Here is a 24359-nt window from a genome sequence, read left to right on the forward strand (position 1 = left end):
AGAAAACGCTATTATCGCGGAATGGGAGGAGGGAAAGGAAGTTGTCTCCTTCTGTCGAAGTGTAGAGGTGAGGAGGGGAAATATGATTGATAATATGATTCCGGAATTTGTGATGGATATTATTCGGTCTACGGATGTTTGTGAAGGTTCTGGCTTATGGGATTCAATATTTAAAGTTATTCGGGTAGAGGCTGTAAAGGAATGGGTTAACTCGGATATCGATAAGAATTTATCGCTTCTAACAAAAGCAATCGACAAAGAAGTCGGTTAATTTATATTGCAAAAACCGTCTGGAAACAGACGGTTTTTTTATTTTCTAAATTCTTATATGCAATAGATAATATTGCGTATACAACATAACACGAGCACGTAACGGTCTACCTTGCACTAATATAAATAGCTGATTACCTACCTATAATCTTTCGACTATAAACAAGCAGTTCACCACTCATACTAATGGTTCGTTCGACCGTACAAAATACCTGTACAACCATATATAACCTTTCGGCTATATATGACCGTTAGCTTTATAAGAGCTTGATTGCTCTCTAAAGCCTGCGGCACTCAGCACGATCTTAGCTCGACCCCATACGATAAGTTGGAACCCTATTGTAATCATAGCTGCTAGCATACGACTACAATAAACCTTTTCTCTACCGAATAGAATCTTCTCTCCGACTACATACAAACCAAATGGTTTGTACAAACGAATGACCTGTATGCAATCTTTGACCGACCTATATACACCTCTTTTACGAACCATATATAAGTCTGGGCTCAACCGTTACGTACCCGATGTCTTTATAATGTGCAGAAATTCAAAATATATACATGGGAATGCGATTAGTATATGAGCATTTATTAATAAAAAGAAACGAGGTCTGATGCAGGTCTCGTTTTTGCTTTGAAGTGTTGGAAAGCCTATTTTTGTACATAAGAAAGCCTTAATTTAAAAGAAATTGAATACGCTTACAAGTTTGTTCGTACAAATGAAATAAGAATTATTTTAAAGAGATTAAAGGGATGGGAAGGAGGGGGCGGATGAAGCGCAGGACTGTATACTTGGCGTTGTGCGAAAAATGTGGATTACCGAAGAAAATCACCAAATATGCGATTCGGAATTATTGGAAAAATAATATTACAAAAGATGAGTACTGCAGCAACTGTCATCATCATACGGAAATTCCAGAGCATCTGCGGAAAATAGCGGCGGAGTTAGTAGGGGAAGCGAAGTAGAACAGACAATGATTGGGAGTAAAACAAAGGGGGGAAGCGATTAAACCATTTTATTTTTTGTAGGCGAGAAGACCCCATCCTCAAGGAATGAGAAGGGCGCAGCCCAATGAGTAGGGTGGGGAGGAATTGCCTTCGGACAAGGGATGACTGTATGCCATCCCGATTGTCCGGCTGTTCGAGTGCGATCTGCAGAAGATACAGTATCATTTGTGCACGAGTGTCAAATCCTTTTTGTTCTTTGTAGAAATCCAACCCTTCTAATCGTGTGTTTGTAGATTACGGAACGTTCGTTTGTTTTTTCTCTTATTTTCCTTATTATTCCAGTACATACATGTTATACTACTTATATGGAAAAAGGAGGTGAAGTACCATGTTAGTTAACAAAGCATACAAGTTCCGTATCTACCCCAACAAAGAACAATCCACCTTAATTAATAAAACAATTGGTTGCAGCCGATTTGTATTCAATCGCTTCCTCACTCTATGGAATGATGCCTACAAGGCAACAGGTGAGGGTTTGACGTACAACGCTTGCTCGAAACAGCTCACAGCGCTTAAAAAAGAAGTGCCATGGCTGAAAGAAGTAGACAGCGTTGCCTTGCAATCTTCCCTCAAGAACCTTGACGATGCGTTCAAACGCTTTTTCCAAAAACAGAATGACGCGCCGCGATTCAAAAGCAAACGAAACAAAGTCCAATCCTATATCACAAAGCATACAAATGGAAATAACCGTCGGAGCGACGGGGGTAGCCTAATCCATAACTGGCCGATAGGCTGGTGTTCTTAGGAATCCCCCACTTCAAGGAGCGTTAGCGAGTAAGTGGGAGGTAGTTCAAGAAATTACCTATGTTGAATTTGTCTTCTGATCGTAAACATGTGAGTGTTGAAAAATGCGGGCATAACATTCCGGGAGAAGAGTATTATGCGGAAGATGTAAAGATATGGATGGAAAAGCTAAGAAGTGAACTACCACGAACCTAAAGGTATCGTGGTTTTACGCCCACAAATATAAATCCAAAAAAAGAAGAGCTCCGAAAAGCTCTTAATGAACGTTGCGATATACGCCAATCACTTTTCCGACAATCGATACTTGTTTTAACAATATCGGAGAGAGCGTTGCATTTTCTGGCTGCAGGCGGAAGTGATCCTTTTCTTTGTAGAATCTCTTTACCGTTGCTTCGTTTTCCTCAGTCAACGCTACGACGATTTCACCATTGTTAGCGGATTGCTGCTGACGAACAACAACGAGGTCGCCGTCTAAAATGCCGGCTTCAATCATACTGTCTCCTTGAATTGTTAACATAAACACGTGATCCGATTCAGAAACGAGGCTGGCTGGCAATGGAAAGTGTTCTTCGATGTTTTCAACTGCTGTAATCGGCGGACCGGCAGTAACTTTCCCGACAATTGGAACGTGAACGACAGGATTTTTTGCGGCAGTTGATTCATCAGATCCTAAAATTTCAATAGCGCGAGGTTTAGTTGGATCGCGGCGGATATAGCCTTTTTCCTCTAAACGGGCTAAATGACCATGTACAGTAGAGCTAGAAGCAAGACCGACAGCTTGACCGATTTCGCGTACGGAAGGCGGATATCCTTTTTCTTGCACTTTTTGCTTAATGAAGGTTAATATATCCTGCTGTCTTTTTGATAATTTCTCCATGTTTCACACCTCGTTTGTATAGAAAATTCTACATATAGTATAACACGGCAAATAATTTTCTACAAACATAAGTTCGAATATTTTTCATATTTATGGTATAATGTAGAAATTAAGTCGAATAAGGGGAATTTGTATGAAGGCGATTATTTATGCGCGTGTCAGTACGAAAAAAGAAGCACAGGAAACATCTTTAGAACGGCAAAAGGAAGAGCTATTACAACTGGCGGGGCTCTATAGTATGGAAGTGATAAAAGTTGTGCAGGAAAAGGCGAGCGGCTACACGATTGAACGCGAGGGCATTTTGGAAGTGCTTGATACAATAAAAGAAGAAAGTGCGGATGTTCTTCTTATTCAAGATGAAACACGCCTTGGAAGAGGAAACGCCAAAATTGCGCTTATGCACTGTTTAAATAAAGAAGGCATTAAGGTATATACACATTCGCATAACGGGGAACTGCAATTGTCCGATGCGGATTCGATGGTGCTTGATATCATCGGTATTGTAGAGGAGTATCAGCGTAAAATTCATAATTTGAAAATTAAGCGCGGAATGAAGCGGGCGGTTGAAAACGGCTTCCGCCCGGAACGAAACTTAAAAAATCAGCATTTGAACAGCGGCCGCGAGAAAAAAGAAGTGCCGATTGAAGAAATCGTCCGGCTTCGAAAAAACGAGCTGACATTTGCTGAAATAGCGGCGACGCTGCGCGGATTTGGCTACGATGTTTCAAAAGCGACGGTGCACCGCCGCTATGCGGAATATGAAAAAGATCAACATCTTGATATTCCGAAATAACTATTGTATGATGAATATCAGGCTAGGAAAGGAGACTGCCCATGTTATCACCAGAAAAACTGAATCGCATTAACGAGCTGTCCCGAAAAGCGAAGGCTGAAGGATTGACAGAACAAGAACAGCAAGAACGCCAAGCGCTGCGCGAAGAATACTTGCAAGTATTCCGCGGGAACATGCTTGATCACTTAAAATCCATGAAAATCGTGGATGAAAAAGGAAATGATATTACACCGGAAAAACTGAAGCTTTTAAAGAAAGAAAGCAACGGTTTGGTTAATTAATATATAAAAACGAAAGAGATGGATATATCCATCTCTTTTTTTATGCTCGATTCGGCTAAAATCCTTCGAATACTTTGAAGTCAGGGTTGGAGCTGATAGATAAAATATTGAGAAAGAAGCATGAAATGCGCTGGGGATGCCGCCTATCGCATTTTTAAAAATAAAGAGAAAATATTTTTGGTAATATATTGACATTAGCGATTAGTTGGTGATATTATTATTTATTTGATAAAAAACTTCATATATGTTATTCTAAATAGGTACTATATGGAGGTGGATGATTTGTTTCAAATTGGCGATAAGATTGTTTACCCAATGCACGGAGCAGGTATAGTGAAGGCTATAGAAGAAAAAGAAATTCTCGGCGAGAAACGGCAGTATTATGTGATACAAATGCCGATCAATGATATGCAGGTCATGATTCCTATGGGAAAAGCGTCTCATTCAGGCATACGTTTAGTTGTTGATACGTCCACATTAGAGGATGTACTGTTTAGTTTTGAGCACGGTGAATCGGATAAATCTCTACCATGGAAACAAAGATATCGCGTCAACATGGAGAAAATGAAAACGGGCGAAATCCAAGAAGGCGCTGAAGTAGTACGCGATTTAATGCGCAAACATAAAGAAAAAGCACTCAATACAAGTGAAAAGCAAATGCTGGATACGGCTCGGAAAATTTTTATCAGTGAATTGGCATTGATTAAAGGGCTTACTGAAAATCAGGCAACTGACTTGTTGGATAGCAAGGTCGGCTGAATACAAATATGTTTTCCTGTTATCGATGCATTTACTTACAGACAGTAAAATAGCCTGAATGCTGTTTTTTTTTTGCGTTCAGGCTATTTTGTTTTGTATATACTTACCTCAGCATTCGTATAAGAAATTTATGCTTAAGAATACTAAAAAAGAAAACAGTTAGCATAAGAAAAACCAACTCATAAGAGCCGGCTTTAGGTATTGCTTTGTAAATATATTTTCTCTGACAACATTACATTAAATCCCAAATCCTTATGGTGTATCTACCTCAGGAGAAGACGGGTTGTCACTTTGGCTTTGGTCGCTAACGTCACAATCAATAAATTCATTAATCGTTAAAATATTAGAAGAACAGCAATCACCTAATATAAAACATGCCCCTACTGTTTTGCTGTTAGCAGTATGGCTATTTTGTGTATTTGTACCAAAGTCGACATTTCCGTTCTGTGATATACCGTTAACCTTATTTTTAAAAACATTTATGAAAAATGCCATTGAATCTCCCTCCGTGTCCATTCGTAAAATTCCTCACTAACTCATTGCAGGCTATTTTATGCCACTATTAACGCTTCTGTATAAGTCCACTTTGTTATTCCGACAGATCTATCGTTTGCCACGTAGAACAAAAGGGAAACTGTACTTGCTCCCTCTCTCTCCCTGCATGGGCCACGAAAAGGGTTTGACCGCTTCTACACTTAGGCGGATGCTCTCTCCCCTCTAAAAGAAACGTTTTTATGTCGGTTTTTTTAGTTGCATTTATATGCAAATACTTTTCCTATGAAAACATCACGTGAGATAATCTAAAAATCTTTACAGTGTACCTACCACAGGTATAGAAGGGTTGGCAATTTGATCTTGATCGCTAATGTCCGGATCAATATATCCATTAATAGCTACACTATTGTTAATAGAGAAATCACCCAATGTTAAACATGCCCCTACTGTTTTGCTGTTAGCAGTATGGCTATTGTGCACGGTTGTACCAACGTCGAAACTTCCGTTCTTTGATATACCGTTAACCTTAACGTTAAAAATATTAATAGCAATTGTCATTTAGATCCCCCCATGTCCATTCGCAAAATTCCTTACTAACTCATTGCAGGCCCATTTATGCCGCTATTATCGCTCTTAAATAAATTAATCTGCATCGTTCATTATTTAAACATATTATAAAATAAGCTAAAAAAGCGTTATATTTATATGTGAATGAATTATAATTTCGGCATTCCATGTGTTATGTGCAACCAAAAGGGAATATGGTATGCTTCTTCCCTCTGGTTTACCCTTGCATGAACCACTACAAAGATTTGACCGCTTCTGCACGTCGCCGGATGATCTCTCCCCGCTATAAAAAGACGGTTTTTTTATTCACTTGTATATAGAAGCCTCATGCCCTCTTTTAGTACTTAATACACTATATGAGCTTAACATAAAAGTGTTAAAGCTTTTCGACTAGCCAAAACAATCAAAGGGGAAATCGGGGAAACATAGAAATCAAGTTTTGTAGACATATAATTCGGTAAAAAGGGATTGTATAGAGGACATCGTTGAATAATTCAGATATGTTCAAAAACGAGGCTCTAAATTCCATTCGATTGAACGACCCCCTCCATTCAACAGGAGAAGTACGCTATACCGTCAATCCGAAGTATCTTCAATAGATGACCCATCTCTGCCCTTCACGCAGCTGAAGAAGGGGGCTTCTGGGCTGGAATGATAAAAAATACGAATATCTTTTCTGATACATGTTGTATAATGTTGCGTGGCAAGCTATCATATATAATGTGTTAAACGTCTGACAAATTGAATGAAGGGAAGAATATTATGTCACATTCAATCGAACAATTATCCATTAATACAATCCGTACTCTTTCAATCGATGCGATTGAAAAAGCAAATTCCGGACATCCGGGCATGCCGATGGGTGCTGCACCGATGACTTATACATTATGGACGAAGTTCATGAATCACAACCCTGTAAATCCAACATGGTTCAACCGCGATCGTTTTGTATTATCCGCAGGACACGGCTCTATGCTGCTGTACAGCATGCTGCATTTATGCGGCTACGACATGCAGATGGACGATTTGAAAAACTTCCGTCAATGGGGAAGCAAAACGCCGGGACACCCTGAGTATGGCCATACACCGGGTGTTGACGCAACGACTGGCCCGCTTGGTCAAGGTATTGCGACAGCAGTAGGGATGGCAATGGCAGAACGTCATTTGGCAGCGAAATACAACCGCGATTCCCTCAACGTAGTAGATCATTATACATATGTCATTTGCGGCGACGGCGACTTAATGGAAGGTGTTTCTGCAGAAGCTTCTTCCTTAGCGGCTCATTTACACTTAGGCCGTATGATCGTTCTTTACGATTCCAATGATATTTCCCTTGACGGCGACTTGGACCGTTCTTTCTCTGAAAGCGTGGAAGAGCGGTACAAAGCGTACGGTTGGCAAGTCATTCGCGTAGAAGACGGAAACAGTGTCGAAGAAATCGCAAAGGCAATTGAAGAAGCAAAAGCGGATGAAATTCGTCCGACTCTAATCGAAGTGAAAACAACAATCGGTTTCGGTTCACCGAACAAAGCCGGCAAATCTGCATCTCACGGCTCTCCGCTTGGAGTAGACGAAACAAAGCTTACAAAAGAAGCTTACACATGGGCATTTGAGCAAGATTTCTACGTTCCAGAAGAAGTATATGAGCACTTCAACGCAGTTGTAAAAGAAGCAGGCCAAAAGCAAGAGGCGGAATGGGAAGCAATTTACAAAGAGTATACTGCAAAATATCCGGAATTGGCTGAGGAATTGACAATGGCAATGGAAGGCCGTCTTCCTGAGAACTGGGACAGCAACCTTCCTGTGTATGAAATCGGTAAGTCCATTGCGACTCGCGCATCTTCTGGCGAGGCAATTCAAGCAATTGCTGAAGCAGTTCCTTACTTCTTCGGCGGTTCTGCAGACCTTGCAGGCTCCAACAACACGTACATGAAGAAGGAAAAAGACTTCACACGCGAAGATTACAGCGGCAAAAACATTTGGTACGGCGTTCGCGAATTCGCGATGGGCGCTGCAATGAACGGTATTGCACTGCATGGCGGTTTAAAAACATACGGCGGTACGTTTTTCGTATTCTCGGATTACCTTCGTCCGGCAATCCGTTTGGCATCCTTAATGCAACTGCCTGTAACGTACGTATTTACGCACGACAGCATTGCAGTAGGTGAAGACGGTCCAACGCATGAGCCGGTTGAGCAATTGGCATCTTTACGCGCTATGCCTGGTCTTTCTGTTATTCGTCCTGCTGATGGCAACGAATCCACAGCTGCTTGGAAGCTTGCGCTTGAGTCAACAAATAAGCCGACAGCTCTTGTATTGACTCGTCAAGGCTTGCCTACATTAGAAGGCACTACAACAGATGCATACGAGAAAGTATCTAAAGGTGCATACGTTCTGTCTGCGGGTAAAAAAGAAACGGCTGATGTGCTTCTTCTTGCAACAGGTTCTGAAGTAAGCTTGGCAGTAAAAGCGCAAGAAGCTCTTGCAGCGGAAGGTATTGACGCAGCTGTTGTCAGCATGCCATCCTTCGATCGCTTTGAAGCGCAATCTGCAGCATACAAAGAATCCATATTGCCAAAAGCGGTAACAAAGCGTCTTGCAATTGAAATGGGTGCATCTTTCGGCTGGCACCGTTATGTTGGCTTAGAAGGCGATGTGATCGGCATCGACCAATTCGGCGCTTCTGCACCTGGAGAAAAGATTATGGAAGAGTACGGTTTCTCAGTAAACAACGTTGTAGCGAAAGTAAAAGCAATGTTGAAGAACTAACAAAAAATCTCTCCCAAACGGGAGAGATTTTTGTGTAAAGACGCATGTCTCGAGCCGGCTCCGCTTTTCTTGGTAAAAATCAAGTTTTCGACAGAAAAAGTTATTTCTTTCTCCGCAGTCAGACAATCCTTTTGCTGTTTTTCTTTTATAATGGAAAGAAAGCTGGTTGTCCAGAGGGGGAAAGAGTATGAGAACGTATCATCTGTATTTAATTCAAGATGACATTGCGAAGGCGTATTTCGGTCGTGAGTTTATGTTATTCGACTTATTTTCTCGGTTTTCCAGCTCCCGTTCGCTTTCCGAAAAAAAGATGCTGTACAAACAGATTCAATTTGTTACGAAGCCGCTGAAAATGCTGAAGCTTCATCATAGAGTAGAACAAACGCTATTGTCATATCCCTATTACAGAAAAGATGGAGACATTCATATATTGCAGGAGCCGAACCGTCCGGAGCTAGGTACATTAACGATACATCGGCAATATGTAAAAATTGAATCGAACGGCAGCTTTGAGGCAGAAACAACATTTTTTGAAATTCTGAGAAAAAACGAATTGACCTTTTTAGCGATGAACTACGAGGAAAATCGGTACGGCTGGCTAAACCCGATTAAGCAGGAAAGAAAATACGTATAAGCACAAAAAAAATGTCGAATACATCCTTGTCTTATTGAAAAGGTTTTAGTACACTTTAATGTAGACAACATGAAGGAGGAAAAGGTATGCCAGTTTGGGTAGGAGTTCTAGTAGGTGTGCTTGCATTAATTGCAGGCGTAGCGCTAGGATTTTTCATCGCTCGTCGATATATGATGGATTACTTAAAGAAAAACCCGCCAATTAATGAACAAATGCTGAAAATGATGATGATGCAGATGGGCCAAAAGCCGTCTCAAAAGAAAATCAATCAAATGCTGCAGGCGATGAACAAACAAATGAAATAATCAGGAAGGGGGCACTCAATCGCGAGTGTCCTTTCGTTTAGAAAGAGGGGAAAGCATGAACTGGTCTGGCCCATTCAAATTCCTACGATTTCAATTGAAGAAACGCGTTCCGACTCCTATACGCTGATTGATGTGCGGACACCTGCCGAATTTGAGGAGGTTCATATTTCTCATGCTGTCAATTACGATCCCTGCTATGAGTTTACGTCACAGCAATATAACATGCCTGTTTGTTCCGTGTTCATTGAAAACGTGGAAGACGGAACAGAAAAAAGTGAAACAGCAAATTCAGAAAAATGTAAGAGAACAGCAGTTGCTGCCCCAATAGCAACTGCTGTTTTTTTATTATACATTAGGCAAGAATGCCTCCGCTTCCAGGAACAGGAGCGAGTGGGGTTCATAATTCGAAGAATAATAAAAATCTTTTAAAGATTATGAAATTTTGTTACACTGAAATCATCGTCTGCATTTGCGACAGGGGGTATAAATTTGAAAGTATTTTTCGACTTAGCATGGTTTTTTAAGCAAGAAAGACGATCGTACATTACCGGGATTTTATTGCTTCTCGCAGTGGCAATTTTGGAGCTTATTCCGCCAAAGGTGCTCGGCATTGTTGTAGACGAAATCGGAAATGCCGCAATTACGGCGCAAAGTTTAATGAAGTGGTGCATCATATTGGCTGCGGTCGGTCTCGCTATGTACAGTCTGCGTTATGTGTGGCGCATTATGATTTTTGGCTCGTCCCTTAAGCTGGCTCGGCAATTGCGCACGCGTTTGTATGAGCATTTCACAAAGATGAGCCCGTCCTTTTATCAACAATACCGAACGGGAGACTTAATGGCTCACGCAACAAACGATATTCAAGCCATTCAACAAACAGCCGGCGCCGGAGTACTCACGTTTGTGGATTCATTGGCAGTCGGCGGTGCTGTTCTCATTACAATGGCAGTTACAATCAGCTGGAAGCTGACCTTGTTCAGCTTGCTTCCGATGCCGATTATGGCCATCAGCACAAGCTATTATGGAACGTTGCTGCATAAAAGATTCCATAAAGCCCAGCAAGCCTTCTCGGAAATCAACGATAAAGTGCAAGAAAGCATGAGCGGCATGAAAGTCATTCGCTCCTTCGGTCAAGAGAAGGAAGACTTGGAAGCCTTCGGGAAAAAATCGGAAGAAGTAGTGCAAAAAAACGTGCTTGTTGCACGCATTGATTCCTTGTTCGATCCGACAATTTCTCTTATTGTAGGATTCTCTTTTTTAATTGCAGTCGGCTACGGCTCTGTTCTTGTTGTAAACGATGAGCTCACAATCGGTCAGCTCATCACGTTCACGACATATTTAGGAACGCTTATATGGCCGATGCTCGCATTCGGCTGGCTGTTTAACATCGTAGAGCGCGGCCGTGCCTCCTATGATCGCGTCAGCCGCTTATTGGCGGAGAAGCCTGCCGTAAACGATAGACAAAACGCGGCAGATGCTGTGCCGAGCGGTGATATAGCTTACCGTATCGACCGTTTTTCTTATCAGGAAAACGAAGTAACGAATCTTGAAAACATGCATTTTACCTTAAAAAAGGGTGAAACGCTTGGCATTGTCGGACGCACCGGGGCTGGAAAAACTACATTGCTGAAATGTCTCATCCGAGAATATGACCACACAGATGGAAGCATTACGATTGCCGGCACAGATATTCGCAATATGACGCTGCATAGTTTGCGTTCCGCCATTTCCTACGTGCCGCAAGATCATTTTCTGTTTTCGGCAACTCTTGCCGATAATATCGCGTTCGGCAAACCGAATGCAGACTATAAAGAGATTATCAGTGCGGCGCAAATCGCATGCATTCATGAAGATATTGCTTCGTTTCCGGATGCCTACGAAACGATTGTCGGAGAGCGGGGTGTTTCCTTATCGGGAGGACAAAAGCAGCGCGTTTCCATCGCGAGAGCGCTTTTGACGAACGCGGAAATTCTCATTCTCGATGATTGCTTATCCGCTGTTGATGCCAAAACAGAGGAAAAGATTTTGACGGCTCTGAAGCGGGAGCGTGAACAAAAAACAACGATTATTACAGCGCATCGCCTCAGTGCAATTCAACATGCGAACTTAATTTTAGTCATTGAAGACGGGCGCATCGCACAGCGAGGTGCGCATGAACAACTCATGAGCGAAGACGGCTGGTATAAAGATATGTTTGAACGCCAGCAGCTCGAATCGCTCGTGGAGCAAGGAGGAGTATCATGAAGCGCGACTTAAGGCGTCTCTTATCCTATATGCGCCCTTACAAAGGCCTGCTGACGCTTGCCTTCGTATTTCTCGTCGGAGCCACAGCGGCAGAGATGGCAGGCCCGTTTTTGATTAAAATGTTTATCGATGAGCATTTAGTGCCGCGTGATTTTGATAAGCAGGCCATTATGATATTATTTATCGCATATTTTGTGCTGCATATTGTGAAAGTCATCCTAACGTATTTAAACCTGTTATATTTTCAAAACATTGCTTTTAAAATTGTCCAAGACATCCGGGTGCAAGTATATGATCATGTACAGAAGCTGGCGCTCGGTTTTTTCGATCGTACGCCGATCGGTACGATTGTATCCCGCGTGACAAACGATACGGAAGCGATTAAAGATTTTTTCGTAAGCGTGCTTTCTACATTTGTCAAAAACATCGTGTTTCTCGTGGGGATTTTAACCGCAATGTTCTTGCTGAATGTGAAGCTGGCGCTGTTTTGCTTAGTGCTGCTCCCAGTCATCGGGACAATCATGATGACATACCGGAGAAAAAGCTCCGTGTTTTACGCGGAAATCCGCAATCAGCTCAGTCAGCTGAACGCAAAGTTGAATGAGTCCATCCAGGGAATGAGCATCATTCAAGTCTTTCGCCAGGAACGCCGCTTGCGCAGGGAATTTGAAGAGGTGAACGGACGGCATTACAACGCCGCCCGCAAAAACTTGAAGCTCGATGCCTTGTTCCTTCGCCCAGCAACTGATCTTGTGCATATCTTTGCCGTTATCCTCATCCTCAGTTTGTTCGGCGCGGACGCTTTAAACAGCCCGGTTGAAGTTGGGGTCTTATACGCATTCGTCAACTACATTGACCGCTTCTTTGAGCCGGTCAACGAAATGATGATGAAGCTCTCTCTCTTCCAGCAGGCACTCGTTTCATCATCACGTGTATTTGAGCTGATGGACGAAGACGACTTGGCACCTGTTCAGAAAGGAAACGGCAAGCCGCTCATGACAGAAGGAGGCATTGCGTTTCGCAACGTCACATTTTCCTATGATGGCAAGCGCGACGTATTAAACGATATCTCCTTTGAAGTGAAGCCTGGTCAAACCGTCGCCTTCGTCGGCCACACTGGAAGCGGAAAAAGCACGATTATGAACTTATTGATGCGCTTTTACGATATTCAAAAAGGAGAAATACTCATCGACGGCGTAAACCTCGTGCAATATGAAGAGCAGGAAATCCGCGGCCACATCGGTCTCGTTCTGCAGGATGCTTTCTTATTTGCGGGAACGGTGAAGCAGAACATTCGCATGTATGATGAGTCCATCACGGATGCAGAAGTGGAAGAAGCTGCAAAATTCGTGCAGGCTGATTCTTTCATCGCTCAGCTGCAGGAAGGATATGACACAGAAGTCGTAGAAAGAGGAGCCGCATTTTCAAGCGGTCAGCGTCAGCTCGTTACATTTGCCCGGACGATTGCTGCAAACCCGAAAATTCTCGTACTCGATGAAGCAACAGCAAACATCGATACAGAAACGGAAGAAGCAATCCAAACAGCGCTGCACCGTATGAGAGAAGGCCGCACTACAATTGCGATTGCACATCGTTTGTCTACGATTCAAGATGCGGATCAAATCTTCGTCATGCATCACGGACGTATTGTGGAGCAAGGGAATCATCAGGAGCTGCTGGCGAAGAAGGGGTTATATTATAATATGTATTTGCTTCAAAACAAAGGAAGCTTTCAAAAAGCCTTGTAGTAGCGAGGCTTTTGAAGGCTCCTTTTTTCTTTTGGCTGTTTTCGTGATAATTGTTGCTATAACCCGGTTTTTATGAAGTTTTTTAAATTTATCATTCCAGCCCAGAAGCCCCCTTCTTCAACTGCGTGAAGGGCAGAGACGGGTTATCTATTGAAGATACTTCGGATTGACGGTATAGCGTACTTCTCCTGTTGAACGGAGGGGGTTCTGGACGCCCTTGTCAGCGGAGCAAGAGGAACTGGAATCCCCCACAGGCGGCATCAGCTGATAAGTGGGGGGAGTTCAATGTATATTTTAGTATAATAAGGAAAAAAGGAGGTATTGTATGGATAAAGAGAGAAAATCTTTATGGAAATCATTAGTCAATAATGGTTTCTTGGGTGCAATCTTTGTAATGTTTGTTGGGATAATCACCCTTATTTATGTTCTTATTTAAGAAATTATAGGTAATGTAAAACAGCAGAATGTTAATCCGATATTGTAAGTAATACCCCGATTTCTCTAAAAAGTCCTTACTCAAGGTCTTTTTTATGCACCCTTAAACGTGGCTATCCATCTATTTCCATTGCACTGATACGCCCTCGACCTGCTGTTTTGGATTTACGGTCATACGCAACCAATACACAGGTCTGTTCCTTTGAGATCCCACGTTTCTTAGTAACTCTGCCACGCTTGCGAGGTTCTTGGAAAGTAATGTTCTTCTTGCCTTTCTGAGGCTCAAGAAAATACGTTGCAGAACTTTTGATAATCCCTTTTAACACACCAAAGCCGATGCTTTTTAAGTTCATTAACCAGATAATTAGAAATAAGAAAGCGATTATCATAATATTTATTATATTTATAATGTTACACGGTTCAGAAATATATAAAGTTATTTTTAAAAGAAAGCTTATTTGACCCCCTTAAAAATAAGAATCCTTGCGAATACATATAAGGGGACAGCTTAAAGAAGTAAAAACAATTAGAATTCCTATGCACGATTTCATCAGATAGCTATGTTACGAAAACGATAGGAATACTATTCTTTAATTTTATCAATATAGATACTTATAAAGTCTATGAAAGATAAAACTGAGTGATAGCTACATGCTTATGCAGCATATAAATTTTACATCTATGCCGTTTGCATATCTTATCAGTTTTAACTTTTGGTTTTTTGTAATGAAAATTTGTTTAAGAAACGGGACGTACATTCGCAGCTTTTTTAATTCTTAGAAATTATGATGAAAAGGAGATGATAGCTAGTGTTTCGAATCAGCGGCAAACTAAAGCAGCTTGAGGAAGCCGGACGACTTTCTATTGAGTTTACAGATGATAAAACTGTATATGGTGACTCTTTTTTACTTGATACGATAGAGGAGTATGCAAAAGCGTATCGAGGTAGAAACATTCCAGGCAGTAACTATAAACCAGCTACGGAAAAACCTCTAGATGATGGATTAGCAATTGTATTCTGGATGCGATATTTATGCACTGATATTAAAGCAGAGGGCGATATTCCGAAACTTCGGGTAAAGTGGTAATGGTTTTACAGTTTGTCGATAGTGCATAAACGCAACAACCAGTATGTCCAAGCTTCCTAGATTTATTGCACTAGAACCGTTCAAGGAGGAAAGTTATGCCTTATTACAAAATTGATAGAAACTTGATATTCCTACATAAGAAAAATTACTACCTCTTAGATGATCTTGCATTAAATCAAAAAGATGATGTATGGAGACAAGAAAGGGAAGAAAATAAAGAGGCAGATAAGCTCAAATACAACAAGCTACAGGAGATATACAAGACCTCTAATCCTGATGACTTTTACAGAGAATGGGTGTACTTTGAGCTATTGGAGAAAGATGCTAAGGAGGACTTACCTTACCTCCTGTATGACTACTGTACCCTCAATAAGAATGTTACTTTCAGAGAGTTAAGAGATGAGGATGCCGTGCCTTTCCTGCCTGACCTTGCTCAGAAAAATATTGACTCTAGATATGAGGTAACAGTATTCAGCCAGAGCTTATTTAAAAAGAAAAAGCTATTCTCATTCATCATTGATACGAGAAAGCTCATGTTAATTGCAGGAGAGCTTAGTAAGTTTGGTGTAGCCATGCAGGATTACACTATATATTTTGGTAAAGAGGTTGTAATCTTAGATAATGATGTAACCATAGAAAATACTAAAGAAGGCATTTAACATCCGCTTTTATTTACCCAAAAATTGTCTTAGCGGTACTACGTTATTAAATTTTTAGGTTCTGATAAAGATAGTTATTGATACCGATATAAAAAAGGAAGACCTCCAAGACGTTCTGGAGGTCTTCCTATGCTTGTTTAATAAATATACTTATTAGTGCAATAAGATTATAACTCTTTATACACAAATTCTCTGTATTTTGTAAATCCATGCTTTTTGCAGAAGTTTTTCATAATATTATTTTCAAACCAATAATCTAATTGTTCTGGTGAAAAAAATCTCTGAAACTTAGACATACTGGACACTACTGCTCTACAAAAGATGTGTAATCGGTATGGAAATGAAAAATTCGTTCAAGTGGAAGCCTGATACTATTTTGTTAACGGTAAGCGGCATCGGAGCTATGTATATGGTAAAAAAGGACAACTTCACCAAAGGGTGAACTCTGTCCAAAATGAAGTCGAATTTATTCATAAGTTATTTAGGTTAACTGCTTAATCTCAAGGTTAACAGGATATTGCTGTTCTATGGTTCTAGCGAATTATTTTTGCACAAGAACCCGTAATGCTCAACTAGTGGAGATAGCGGAACGCAGTATTCTTCTTTTCTGGATATTGACTTGTAATTCTAAGCGGTTGCTGTAAATCAGTTACTAGCTCAAGAAAACGTAAAGCAAGTTTCGATGGAAACAGACTAAACTCAAAAATCGCACTAAAATCAAATGTATAAGAAGAGTTGTTATACTCATCTTTCATTGATTTTATAATTAAAAAATCAAGCTGATGACTGAGATGTAGAACACTTGGATGTTGGAGATCAAAATTATGTTCCTCTGCCGTATTTGTTAACAATTTTTTCATTCTTTCAATTTCAACTGTTAATTCCATTTTTGTATCCATTTTCGACACCCTTTCAAATCATCTATACTCTTAATTATTCGGAATTTTTATGTATTTTCCTACATTATTTCTTCGACAAATACTGATATAAAACTTTCTAAAATAAAAATAATCCTCCTGAGTTAACAGCAAGGCTCTTTCTGTTTACTGTCTACTCAGAAGGAATAATATCATAAAACATGGCTCTTTTTGTACTTTTTAATCTATGCCAAGTAAATTTTATATGAAGTAACCCAACTAAAAGGAATACATAACTTTGTAGACTAGCCAATCCTACTCCGGTTATTCTCGAAAACTACTTGGGGTTTGAAGATTTTTCCTGTTTTATGATAAGAATTATCTGCTTTATCTTAATTTTTGCTAATTTCATCCTGAAATTCATTCTTTATGAACATCATCAGGTAAAATAACTTACAAGGATACGAGAGGGATAAAAATCAGAAAATTCTTATAAAAACTATTCCTGACTATTGTTTATCAAATCGTGTGATTCTGACAGGGAAAGATAGACTCTCAATTCAAAATGACATGATACTAGGATTAAAGGATTTTATCTGAGTTGTTGATGTCAAAGCGGTGCCCTATACGTTAGGAACATCATCACTCAAAGTTAATTGGTGCGGAGATAAAATATTCACCAAAATCAACAAGATTCCTAAGCAACTACCTTTTCAAACAGACTCTATCATACAGAAAAGGATGAATGAAGGTCAATTTTCTCTCATCAATCCCCCCATCTCAGATGCCAACTTCGTATGCGCAAGTATACTAAACCACATTGATTACGCAATTTTGAAAGCGGTTACTATCATGAAAAAAGTAACTAGACTTCAACGGTTAAACTCATGAAAAAATTATTATGTAACTTAAAATTTTATAAGAATGGGAGCGATTATTATGACGACTGCTGGACTGGAAGGCATCAATGCAACGCAATCTGCCATTAGTTCCATTATTGATGGAACTCTAACATATCGAGGAATCGATATTGATGAATTAGCAGATCATGCAAGTTTTGAAGAGGTTGTCTATTTATTGTGGAATGGTGAACTGCCAAAAGCTAAAGAATTGATGCAGCTGAAACAGGATCTTGTTCGTTATGGGATGTTGCCCAATGAGATTATTTTATTGTTGAAAACCTTGCCTCTCGATGCTCACCCCATGGATGCCCTAAGAACAGTTGTCTCCGCTTTGGCCTTGTTAGATCCAGAGTCTAAAGATATATCTCGGGAAGCAAATCGCAAAAAGGCATTAAAGATTCAAGCGCAGATTTCAACGATTGTAGCTGCTATTCAACGAGTACGTGAAGGTCGGAACATCCTTTTCCCTAAACCGGAGTATGGCTTTGCACAAAACTTTCTATATATGTTAAATGGGGAAGAACCTAGCCAAGTGGCTGTCGAAGCTTTCGATAAGGCACTGATCCTGCATGCTGATCATGAATTGAACGCCTCTACTTTTTCTGCAAGGGTTACGGTAGCTACTCTTGCTGATATATATTCAGGCATGGTTTCCGCTATCGGAACGTTAAGCGGCCCTCTCCATGGCGGAGCAAATGAGGCAGTTATGGCTATGCTCGAAGAAATTGGCGATGTAGATAACGTCCAATCGTATATTCAACAGGCTTTAGCAGAAAAGAGAAAAATAATGGGATTTGGGCATCGCGTTTATAAAACAGGAGATCCTCGTGCCAAGCATTTGAAGGAGATGTCTGAAAAATTAACTAATTTGACAGGACAGAGAAAGCTTTATGAGATGTCCATCAAAATAGATGAAATGATAACGAGAGAAAAAGGATTGTTACCGAATGTTGATTTTTACTCAGCGTCTGTTTATCAAAGTTTAGGCATCAAAAGGGAACTATTTACACCGATTTTCGCGGTTAGCCGCACCTCCGGATGGACGGCTCATATTCTAGAACAATATGAGAATAATCGTTTAATTCGGCCCCGTGCTGAATATGTCGGTCCGCAAAAGAGAGGCTACACACCGATAGAAGCAAGATAGAAGAAGCTATTAATGACTCGTGATTTTAACTTTCCTCGAGGCTTAGAAAGACTTCACGGAAAGTATTGCGAAGTTAGGAGTGTTAGGGCGGCTTAGAGAGATTTATATCCGGCTCTATGTGTCTCTAACTCTTCTGAATCATCAATAATAAGGAAGACGCACTATTCAATCTAGACAAATACGAACGAACGGAGAATGATTTGAAGGCGATTCCGGCTCAAGCCGTTTGGGAGGATGCACCGGTACAAATCCAAACAGCGGCTGATGCCTTTCAACGGTTGAAAGATCTTTATACAAGTACGTTAGCTTACGAATTTGCTCACGTGCTGGAAAAACCGTACAGCAACATTTTTGCTGAATTTCTTCACGCCACCACTAAAAACGATCCTCCTGCGGACAATATCAAGGTTGTCATTACGGAAGGCTGGACGGGGGATGTGAAGTACCATTTAGGACGGAATCGAGTCGTGGAAGATTCCGAGGCCCATGTCACTCGTGTGACGTTAGCCAATAATCCGAGCCATCTTGAATTTGTGGATCCGGTGATAGAAGGTTATACGCAGGAATGGAAAGCCTGGATGTAACTGAGTTACATATAGTCCGTGTAGAACAACTATATCCGTTCCCTGAGGAAAAAATCAAAACGATTATGAACCGTTACACCAATCTGGAAGAAATCGTATGGGTTCAGAAAGAACCAAAAAATATGGGAGCATGGCATTTTATGGCCCCGATTCTATACAAACTAGCTGCCGGACGGGTAACCGTCGGTTATATTGGCCGCCCGGATCGTTCAAGTCCTTCAGGCGGCGACCCGACCGTTCACAAAAAAGAGCAGGAACGAATCATCCATTGCGCGTTAAAAGGTCGAAGCGTGCCTTATACCCAGGAACAAGAAAAGTTTTTAGTAAAAAATTAAGCTGATGTTCGGTTTAAACTCCTATTGGATACTTACCTTGATGTTAAGAAGTCTTGAACTACTCCCACTTTCACTTCGTTTAGAAGTGGGAGATTCCTGCGAACACGAAACTCCCCGTAGTTCCTACGGTTCAACATTTTGTATCCTATACGTTGGACACGGCATACGAACCTACTCTGCTTGGTTTTCGCGACTTCAGTTCGCATGGACGAATGTTGCTTGAACATTTTACGGTACGAAGCATTTCTCGTACCAACCTCATCTGTTCAGTTTTCAATGTGCAATCTGAACAGGGGTATTTTACCATACGAACGTGCGTTTTGCTACACGAAAAGCCAATTCATCTCCCACCTATTTGTTGGTGCTATGCACCTTCACACAAATTGAGGAAGGAGCCTTCTTGGCTAAAAATGATAAAAATACTCACCGCGCCATTCCAACTTTTTCAACAAGTAATAGCTTACATAAAAAATACTAAGGAGCTGAAAAGCATGAATGAAAAGAAGGAAACTATTGCAGATCCTGGACCGCTAGGATTAGCCGCCTTTGCCCTGACGACATTTGTTTTAAGTTGTGTGAATGCTCATCTTGTCCCCACTTCTGTCGCTGATGTATTTCTGACGCTGGGATTATTCTATGGCGGATTGGCACAATTGTTGGCTGGCATGTGGGAGTTTAAGAAAAGCAACACTTTTGGTGCAACCGCCTTTACATCTTACGGTGCTTTTTGGATCGCATTGTCCTCTATGGTTTATTTCGAGTTAACTGGCGTTTTGTCGTTTGGCGCTGATAGAAATATTGCCGTCGGTGTGTTTTTGATTGCTTGGACACTTTTTACATTCTACATGTGGATTGGAACTTTCCGTTTAAATCGTTCATTAAATATCGTTTTTGGTTTATTATTGGCTACCTTCATATTATTGGATTTAACAGAATTCAAAATTATTTCTGGTCCGATTGCAGGCTACTTCGGAATAGGGACTGCTCTTGCCGCCTGGTATGCGTCAGCAGCAGGTATTTTAAATCCCTTATACGGAAGAGATGTATTGCCTATCGGTCCGTATAAAACGAAAATGCAACGGGCACAACAGGCAGAAAAAAGTGCTTAACCATTAAAGTTAGGACTGTATACAATCTTTTACCTAGAAAAGCCATGTATCAGTTACAACATATCTATTAAGCTAGGAGGAAAAAATAATGAAGTTGGAAACGCTTTCTGTGCAAAAAGGGCACTTTAATTTAGAAAACTATGAGCATACCGGTGATTCTGCTTACATGGATGAAGATGGTTAATTTTGGTTCCAAGGCCGTGTCGATGATGTAATTATGACCGCAGGGGAACGTGTCGGACCGTTTGAAGTTGAAAGTAAATTAGTTGAATTCCCGGCAGTTGCTGAAGCCGGAGTCATTGGAAAACCTGATCCGATACGTGGAGAAATTATTAAAGCATTTATTGCATTAAGAGAAGGATATGAAGCATCGGATGAACTAAAAGAAGAAATTCGCATTTTTGTTAAAACGGGACTTGCCGCACATGCAGCTCCCAGAGAAATTGAGTTTCGTGATACACTTCCGAAAACAAGAAGTGGAAAGATTATGAGGCGTGTCTTAAAAGCATGGGAGCTCGATTTACCAACCGGTGATTTATCAACAATGGAAGGTTAAAAACTAAGTTTACATGTTCCTGCTGAACTGCTCTAAAATGTGAGCGGTTCAGCGACAGTAATTCCTATTCGCTCATGTGTAAAGGGAATATAGGTGAGAAGAATAACAACTTAGAGCATCTAAACATATACAAAGTCAGGCAAAAAAGAAGGAGAGATTATGGATGAATGTATTATTAATGGGGCTTCCCGGGGCAGGTAAAGGAACCCAAGCTGAACGAATAGCCCAAAAATACGAAATCCCTCATATCTCTACTGGAGATATGTTCCGTGCAGCGATAAAAGAAGGGACACCTCTTGGAAAGAAAGCGAAAGAATATATGGGTTCTGGACATTTAGTTCCAGATGAAGTAACCATTGGTATTGTCCGTGAACGTTTAAGTAAAGATGATTGTGAAAAAGGTTTTTTGCTAGATGGTTTCCCTCGAACAGTAGCACAAGCTGATGTCCTTGAACAAATGTTAGCTGAAATGGGGCGAACAATTAACTATGTTCTTAACATTGATGTTGCTCGTGAAGAGTTAATGGCTAGATTAACTGGACGCCGTCTTTGTCGTAATTGTGGAGCGACTTATCATGTCATCTTTAACCCAACTCATGTTGAAGGTATGTGTGATAAATGTGGTGGAGAACTCTACCAACGTGATGATGACAATGAAAAAACGGTAGGAACACGACTGGAAGTTAATATAAGCCAGCAGCAACCACTGCTTGATTTTTATCAAGAAAAAGGATATTTATGTAACATTGATGGGTCTCAACCAATTGATATGGTATTTAAATGTATTGACGATATTGTCTGTAATCGTTCCAATTCAGCTACAACTGTTATTACCAATGGTTTAAAAGGCGTTACGGCTTAACGTGGCGATACCGCTAAACATAGTAAGCATTTACCGTAACACTACAGTAAAAATACCGTTACGCACTACGTTAAAAATGCTGTAAAATCTACGTTTATAGTAGATATTTTAATCTATAAATAATAGTAACATACTATAATCAGGTTATAATTGATGCAGAAAAGGTGTGTGACTGGGTCGCGCCCTGGCTTGCTGTGACGCCTAAGCAAGAGCGCCTACATCCTTTCTGCAAACCTAGGGGATAAGGATGGGAAAAATGAGCAGCAGACAAACTAGAACAGACGTTATCTTAATTGGTGCTGGAGTCATGAGCGCGACTTTGGGATCATTACTGAAAGAGTTAGCACCGGAATGGGAAATCAAAGTGTTTGAGAAGCTCGCAAACGCAGGAGAGGAAAGCTCTAACGAATGGAATAATGCGGGTACGGGCCATTCTGCACTGTGTGAGCTTAACTATACATCCGAAAAACCGGACGGATCTATAGATATTAGCAAAGCTATTAAAATTAATGAACAGTTTCAGCTTTCAGGACAGTTTTGGTCTTATCTTGTAAACAGCAATCTGATTCGTAATCCACAGGACTTTATCATGCCAATACCTCATATGAGTTTAGTACAAGGGGAAAAAAATGTAACGTTTTTGAAAAAACGTTTTGAAGCGCTGTCGAACAATCCCCTGTTTCAAGGGATGGAATTTTCCGATGACCCTGAAAAACTGAAGGAATGGATTCCGCTTATCATGGAAGGCCGTACATCGAATGAACCGATAGCGGCAACAAAAGTCGACTCTGGAACGGATGTCAACTTTGGTGCTTTAACACGCATGTTGTTTGACCACTTAAAGAGTAAAAACGTCGAGATAAACTACAAGCATAGTGTTGAGGATATTAAACGTACTAGCGACGGCTTGTGGGAAGTGAAAGTGCATGATATCGATAGTGGTAAAATTGAATACCATACTGCAAAATTCGTCTTTATCGGCGGTGGGGGCGGAAGTCTGCTTTTACTACAAAAAACCGGTATTCCTGAGTCAAAACATATTGGAGGATTTCCGGTAAGCGGACTATTTATGGTATGTAACAATCCGGAAGTTGTAGCGCAGCATCATGCAAAAGTATACGGTAAAGCTAAGGTTGGTGCTCCTCCAATGTCTGTTCCGCATCTTGATACAAGATATATCGACAACAAAAAAACATTGCTGTTTGGACCGTTTGCCGGCTTCTCACCAAAGTTCTTAAAAACTGGTTCAAATTTTGATTTGATAGGTTCCGTAAAACCGAATAATGTCTTCACTATGTTGGCGGCAGGCGTAAAAGAGATGGCATTGACAAAATACCTGATCCAGCAAGTTATGTTATCGAATGAAAAGCGCATGGAAGAATTACGCAAGTTTATTCCGAACGCCAAAAGCGAGGATTGGGATATAGTGGTAGCGGGCCAACGTGTGCAAGTTATCAAAGATACTGAGGCCAGCGGTAAAGGAACACTTCAATTTGGTACGGAAGTTATTAGTGCCGCTGATGGCTCGATAGCTGCATTGCTCGGCGCTTCTCCGGGCGCTTCTACCGCCGTTTCCGTCATGCTTGAGGTAATAAAAAAATGCTTCCCGCAACATATAAAAGAGTGGGAACCGAAAATAAAAGAAATGATTCCTTCTTATGGCGTGTCACTAATGGAAAACCCAGAGCTTATCCACGAAATTCATACTTCAACAGCGCGGGCGCTTGGTCTAAGCGAAAACTTGCCGTTACAGATAGCAGGCCAAAGCGTATCATAAGTAGGTGCGAATTTTTTGAAGCTATAACCCAAAATGTAACGACTTAAAGATTAAGCATATATTATTATCATAGAATACGTGTTCTACTATTCTATTGAAAAAGGGCTTCTCACTCTTTGTGGGAAGTCCTTTTTCTATTGAGTATTTCGGATTGGATAGGAGGAATTGAGGCCAGTTTGTTTATTTGTGCCCCCAATTTGTCCCCAACTGCTCCTTACTGAATTTCATGACAAGGAGCTAAGTGAACTACCCGCCACCTACGCTAACGCTTAGAGGTGGGGGCTTCTCAGGTACTCGCACCTCATGATACGAAATGGACTGAGCTATCGAGCCTATTCCGTGCTCTATATGTTTATGCTAACAGGCGTAAGCCCTCTCGTTTGATATTGATAGAAGCATTATGGTCTCTATCCGCCGTGAATCCACATTCACATTGGAATGTCCGTTCAGAAAGAGACAGTTCTGCTTTTACTTGACCGCAACAGGAACAAGTTTTGGAAGAAGGGAACCACTTGTCGATTTTGATCAGTTTCTTCCCCTGTTTCTCTAACTTA

At 40.8% G+C, this 24359-nt stretch carries 24 protein-coding genes and 4 pseudogenes; 22 read left to right on the top strand and 6 right to left on the bottom strand.

The features are described from left to right. The first annotated feature begins 82 nt into the window (after nucleotides 1-82). The 3 genes from H540_RS0101350 (at nucleotide 83) to H540_RS0101360 (ending at nucleotide 2023) form a co-directional block, all read left to right on the top strand. On the top strand, nucleotides 83-271 hold the full coding sequence (locus H540_RS0101350; protein WP_028399082.1) for a hypothetical protein: 189 nt from the start codon (nucleotides 83-85) through the stop codon (nucleotides 269-271). 770 nt (nucleotides 272-1041) lie between these two features. Then, entirely contained in the window at nucleotides 1042-1236 is a 195-nt protein-coding gene (locus H540_RS28695) for a hypothetical protein (protein WP_034670106.1), read from the top strand. Nucleotides 1237-1606: 370 nt separating this feature from the next. Then, a complete protein-coding gene (locus tag H540_RS0101360) occupies nucleotides 1607-2023 on the top strand; it encodes an RNA-guided endonuclease TnpB family protein (protein ID WP_028399083.1) in 417 nt (138 codons plus the stop codon). Nucleotides 2024-2278: 255 nt separating this feature from the next. On the opposite strand, the gene lexA is transcribed toward H540_RS0101360, so the two are convergent. After that, nucleotides 2279-2899, bottom strand: a complete 621-nt coding sequence (lexA, locus tag H540_RS0101370) for a transcriptional repressor LexA (RefSeq protein WP_028399084.1) — start codon at nucleotides 2897-2899, stop codon at nucleotides 2279-2281. Between the two features lie 133 nt (nucleotides 2900-3032). Here lexA and H540_RS0101375 point away from each other — a divergent pair, with 133 nt between their 5' ends. From H540_RS0101375 to H540_RS0101385, 3 genes are all read left to right on the top strand, one after another. Continuing rightward, the gene (locus H540_RS0101375; protein ID WP_028399085.1) at nucleotides 3033-3692 is read left to right on the top strand and encodes a YneB family resolvase-like protein; all 660 of its coding nucleotides are present in this window, start codon (nucleotides 3033-3035) and stop codon (nucleotides 3690-3692) included. Nucleotides 3693-3733: 41 nt separating this feature from the next. Next, nucleotides 3734-3973 carry a DUF896 domain-containing protein gene (locus H540_RS0101380; RefSeq protein ID WP_028399086.1) on the top strand — a complete coding sequence of 80 codons (240 nt, stop codon included), beginning with the start codon at nucleotides 3734-3736 and terminating at the stop codon, nucleotides 3971-3973. A gap of 267 nt (nucleotides 3974-4240) precedes the next feature. Beyond that, entirely contained in the window at nucleotides 4241-4732 is a 492-nt protein-coding gene (locus tag H540_RS0101385; RefSeq protein ID WP_211241877.1) for a CarD family transcriptional regulator, read from the top strand. Between the two features lie 252 nt (nucleotides 4733-4984). Here the strand turns inward: H540_RS0101385 and H540_RS0101390 are convergent, their stop codons facing one another. Together H540_RS0101390 and H540_RS0101395 are read right to left on the bottom strand one after the other, a co-directional pair. Continuing rightward, nucleotides 4985-5227 (bottom strand): spore germination protein, encoded by a 243-nt coding sequence (locus H540_RS0101390; RefSeq protein ID WP_028399088.1) that lies wholly within the window; start codon nucleotides 5225-5227, stop codon nucleotides 4985-4987. A 315-nt stretch (nucleotides 5228-5542) separates the two neighbouring features. Then, on the bottom strand, nucleotides 5543-5785 hold the full coding sequence (locus tag H540_RS0101395) for a spore germination protein (RefSeq protein ID WP_028399089.1): 243 nt from the start codon (nucleotides 5783-5785) through the stop codon (nucleotides 5543-5545). 771 nt (nucleotides 5786-6556) lie between these two features. On the opposite strand from H540_RS0101395, the gene tkt reads away from it, so the two are divergent. The 6 genes from tkt to H540_RS0101425 all read left to right on the top strand — a co-directional run bounded on the left by tkt (nucleotide 6557) and on the right by H540_RS0101425 (nucleotide 13494). Further along, nucleotides 6557-8563 carry a transketolase gene (tkt, locus tag H540_RS0101400; RefSeq protein WP_028399090.1) on the top strand — a complete coding sequence of 669 codons (2007 nt, stop codon included), beginning with the start codon at nucleotides 6557-6559 and terminating at the stop codon, nucleotides 8561-8563. Nucleotides 8564-8750: 187 nt separating this feature from the next. Further along, entirely contained in the window at nucleotides 8751-9197 is a 447-nt protein-coding gene (sirA, locus tag H540_RS0101405) for a sporulation inhibitor of replication protein SirA (RefSeq protein WP_028399091.1), read from the top strand. A gap of 86 nt (nucleotides 9198-9283) precedes the next feature. Next, on the top strand, nucleotides 9284-9502 hold the full coding sequence (locus tag H540_RS0101410) for a YneF family protein (RefSeq protein ID WP_028399092.1): 219 nt from the start codon (nucleotides 9284-9286) through the stop codon (nucleotides 9500-9502). A 123-nt stretch (nucleotides 9503-9625) separates the two neighbouring features. Further along, entirely contained in the window at nucleotides 9626-9931 is a 306-nt protein-coding gene (locus H540_RS35425; protein ID WP_425388063.1) for a hypothetical protein, read from the top strand. 60 nt (nucleotides 9932-9991) lie between these two features. After that, nucleotides 9992-11746, top strand: a complete 1755-nt coding sequence (locus H540_RS0101420) for an ABC transporter transmembrane domain-containing protein (RefSeq protein ID WP_028399093.1) — start codon at nucleotides 9992-9994, stop codon at nucleotides 11744-11746. Next, entirely contained in the window at nucleotides 11743-13494 is a 1752-nt protein-coding gene (locus tag H540_RS0101425; protein ID WP_034670107.1) for an ABC transporter ATP-binding protein, read from the top strand. The genes H540_RS0101420 and H540_RS0101425 overlap by 4 nt, the downstream gene beginning before the upstream one ends. A 554-nt stretch (nucleotides 13495-14048) precedes the next feature. Here the strand turns inward: H540_RS0101425 and H540_RS34330 are convergent. After that, nucleotides 14049-14285, bottom strand: a pseudogene (locus H540_RS34330) (IS1595 family transposase); the annotation flags it as partial. A 453-nt stretch (nucleotides 14286-14738) separates the two neighbouring features. On the opposite strand from H540_RS34330, the gene H540_RS0101440 reads away from it, so the two are divergent. The 3 genes and pseudogenes from H540_RS0101440 to H540_RS35430 form a co-directional block, all read left to right on the top strand. Beyond that, nucleotides 14739-15017, top strand: a complete 279-nt coding sequence (locus H540_RS0101440; RefSeq protein WP_028399095.1) for a hypothetical protein — start codon at nucleotides 14739-14741, stop codon at nucleotides 15015-15017. 95 nt (nucleotides 15018-15112) lie between these two features. Further along, a complete protein-coding gene (locus tag H540_RS0101445; RefSeq protein ID WP_028399096.1) occupies nucleotides 15113-15676 on the top strand; it encodes a hypothetical protein in 564 nt (187 codons plus the stop codon). A gap of 385 nt (nucleotides 15677-16061) precedes the next feature. Further along, nucleotides 16062-16174: pseudogene (locus tag H540_RS35430) on the top strand (IS6 family transposase); the annotation flags it as partial. Between the two features lie 74 nt (nucleotides 16175-16248). Here H540_RS35430 and H540_RS0101455 read toward each other — a convergent pair. Beyond that, complete coding sequence (locus H540_RS0101455; RefSeq protein ID WP_028399097.1) at nucleotides 16249-16575, bottom strand: Spo0E family sporulation regulatory protein-aspartic acid phosphatase; 327 nt, start codon at nucleotides 16573-16575, stop codon at nucleotides 16249-16251. An 894-nt stretch (nucleotides 16576-17469) separates the two neighbouring features. On the opposite strand from H540_RS0101455, the gene citZ reads away from it, so the two are divergent. From citZ to H540_RS0101495, 7 genes and pseudogenes are all read left to right on the top strand, one after another. Further along, complete coding sequence (citZ, locus tag H540_RS0101460) at nucleotides 17470-18582, top strand: citrate synthase (RefSeq protein ID WP_028399098.1); 1113 nt, start codon at nucleotides 17470-17472, stop codon at nucleotides 18580-18582. A gap of 200 nt (nucleotides 18583-18782) precedes the next feature. Then, nucleotides 18783-19166 carry a hypothetical protein gene (locus H540_RS0101465; RefSeq protein WP_028399099.1) on the top strand — a complete coding sequence of 128 codons (384 nt, stop codon included), beginning with the start codon at nucleotides 18783-18785 and terminating at the stop codon, nucleotides 19164-19166. Next, nucleotides 19142-19501, top strand: a pseudogene (locus H540_RS0101470) (2-oxoglutarate dehydrogenase E1 component); the annotation flags it as partial. The gene H540_RS0101465 and the pseudogene H540_RS0101470, both read left to right, overlap by 25 nt. 491 nt (nucleotides 19502-19992) lie before the next feature. Continuing rightward, nucleotides 19993-20610: an acetate uptake transporter gene (locus H540_RS28705; protein WP_051316944.1), complete on the top strand. Its 618-nt coding sequence runs from the start codon at nucleotides 19993-19995 to the stop codon at nucleotides 20608-20610. A gap of 148 nt (nucleotides 20611-20758) precedes the next feature. Further along, nucleotides 20759-21166: pseudogene (locus H540_RS0101485) on the top strand (AMP-binding enzyme); the annotation flags it as partial. 163 nt (nucleotides 21167-21329) lie between these two features. Further along, a complete protein-coding gene (locus H540_RS28710) occupies nucleotides 21330-22028 on the top strand; it encodes an adenylate kinase (protein WP_051316945.1) in 699 nt (232 codons plus the stop codon). Between the two features lie 256 nt (nucleotides 22029-22284). Then, the gene (locus H540_RS0101495) at nucleotides 22285-23805 is read left to right on the top strand and encodes a malate:quinone oxidoreductase (RefSeq protein ID WP_028399102.1); all 1521 of its coding nucleotides are present in this window, start codon (nucleotides 22285-22287) and stop codon (nucleotides 23803-23805) included. A gap of 352 nt (nucleotides 23806-24157) precedes the next feature. Here the strand turns inward: H540_RS0101495 and H540_RS31670 are convergent. Next, a partial coding sequence (locus H540_RS31670) for a zinc ribbon domain-containing protein (protein ID WP_034670128.1) occupies nucleotides 24158-24359 on the bottom strand: 202 nt, incomplete at its 5' end.

The sequence above is a fragment of the Ectobacillus panaciterrae DSM 19096 genome, assembly GCF_000430785.1.
Taxonomy (GTDB): Bacteria; Bacillota; Bacilli; order Bacillales; family Bacillaceae_G; genus Ectobacillus; species Ectobacillus panaciterrae.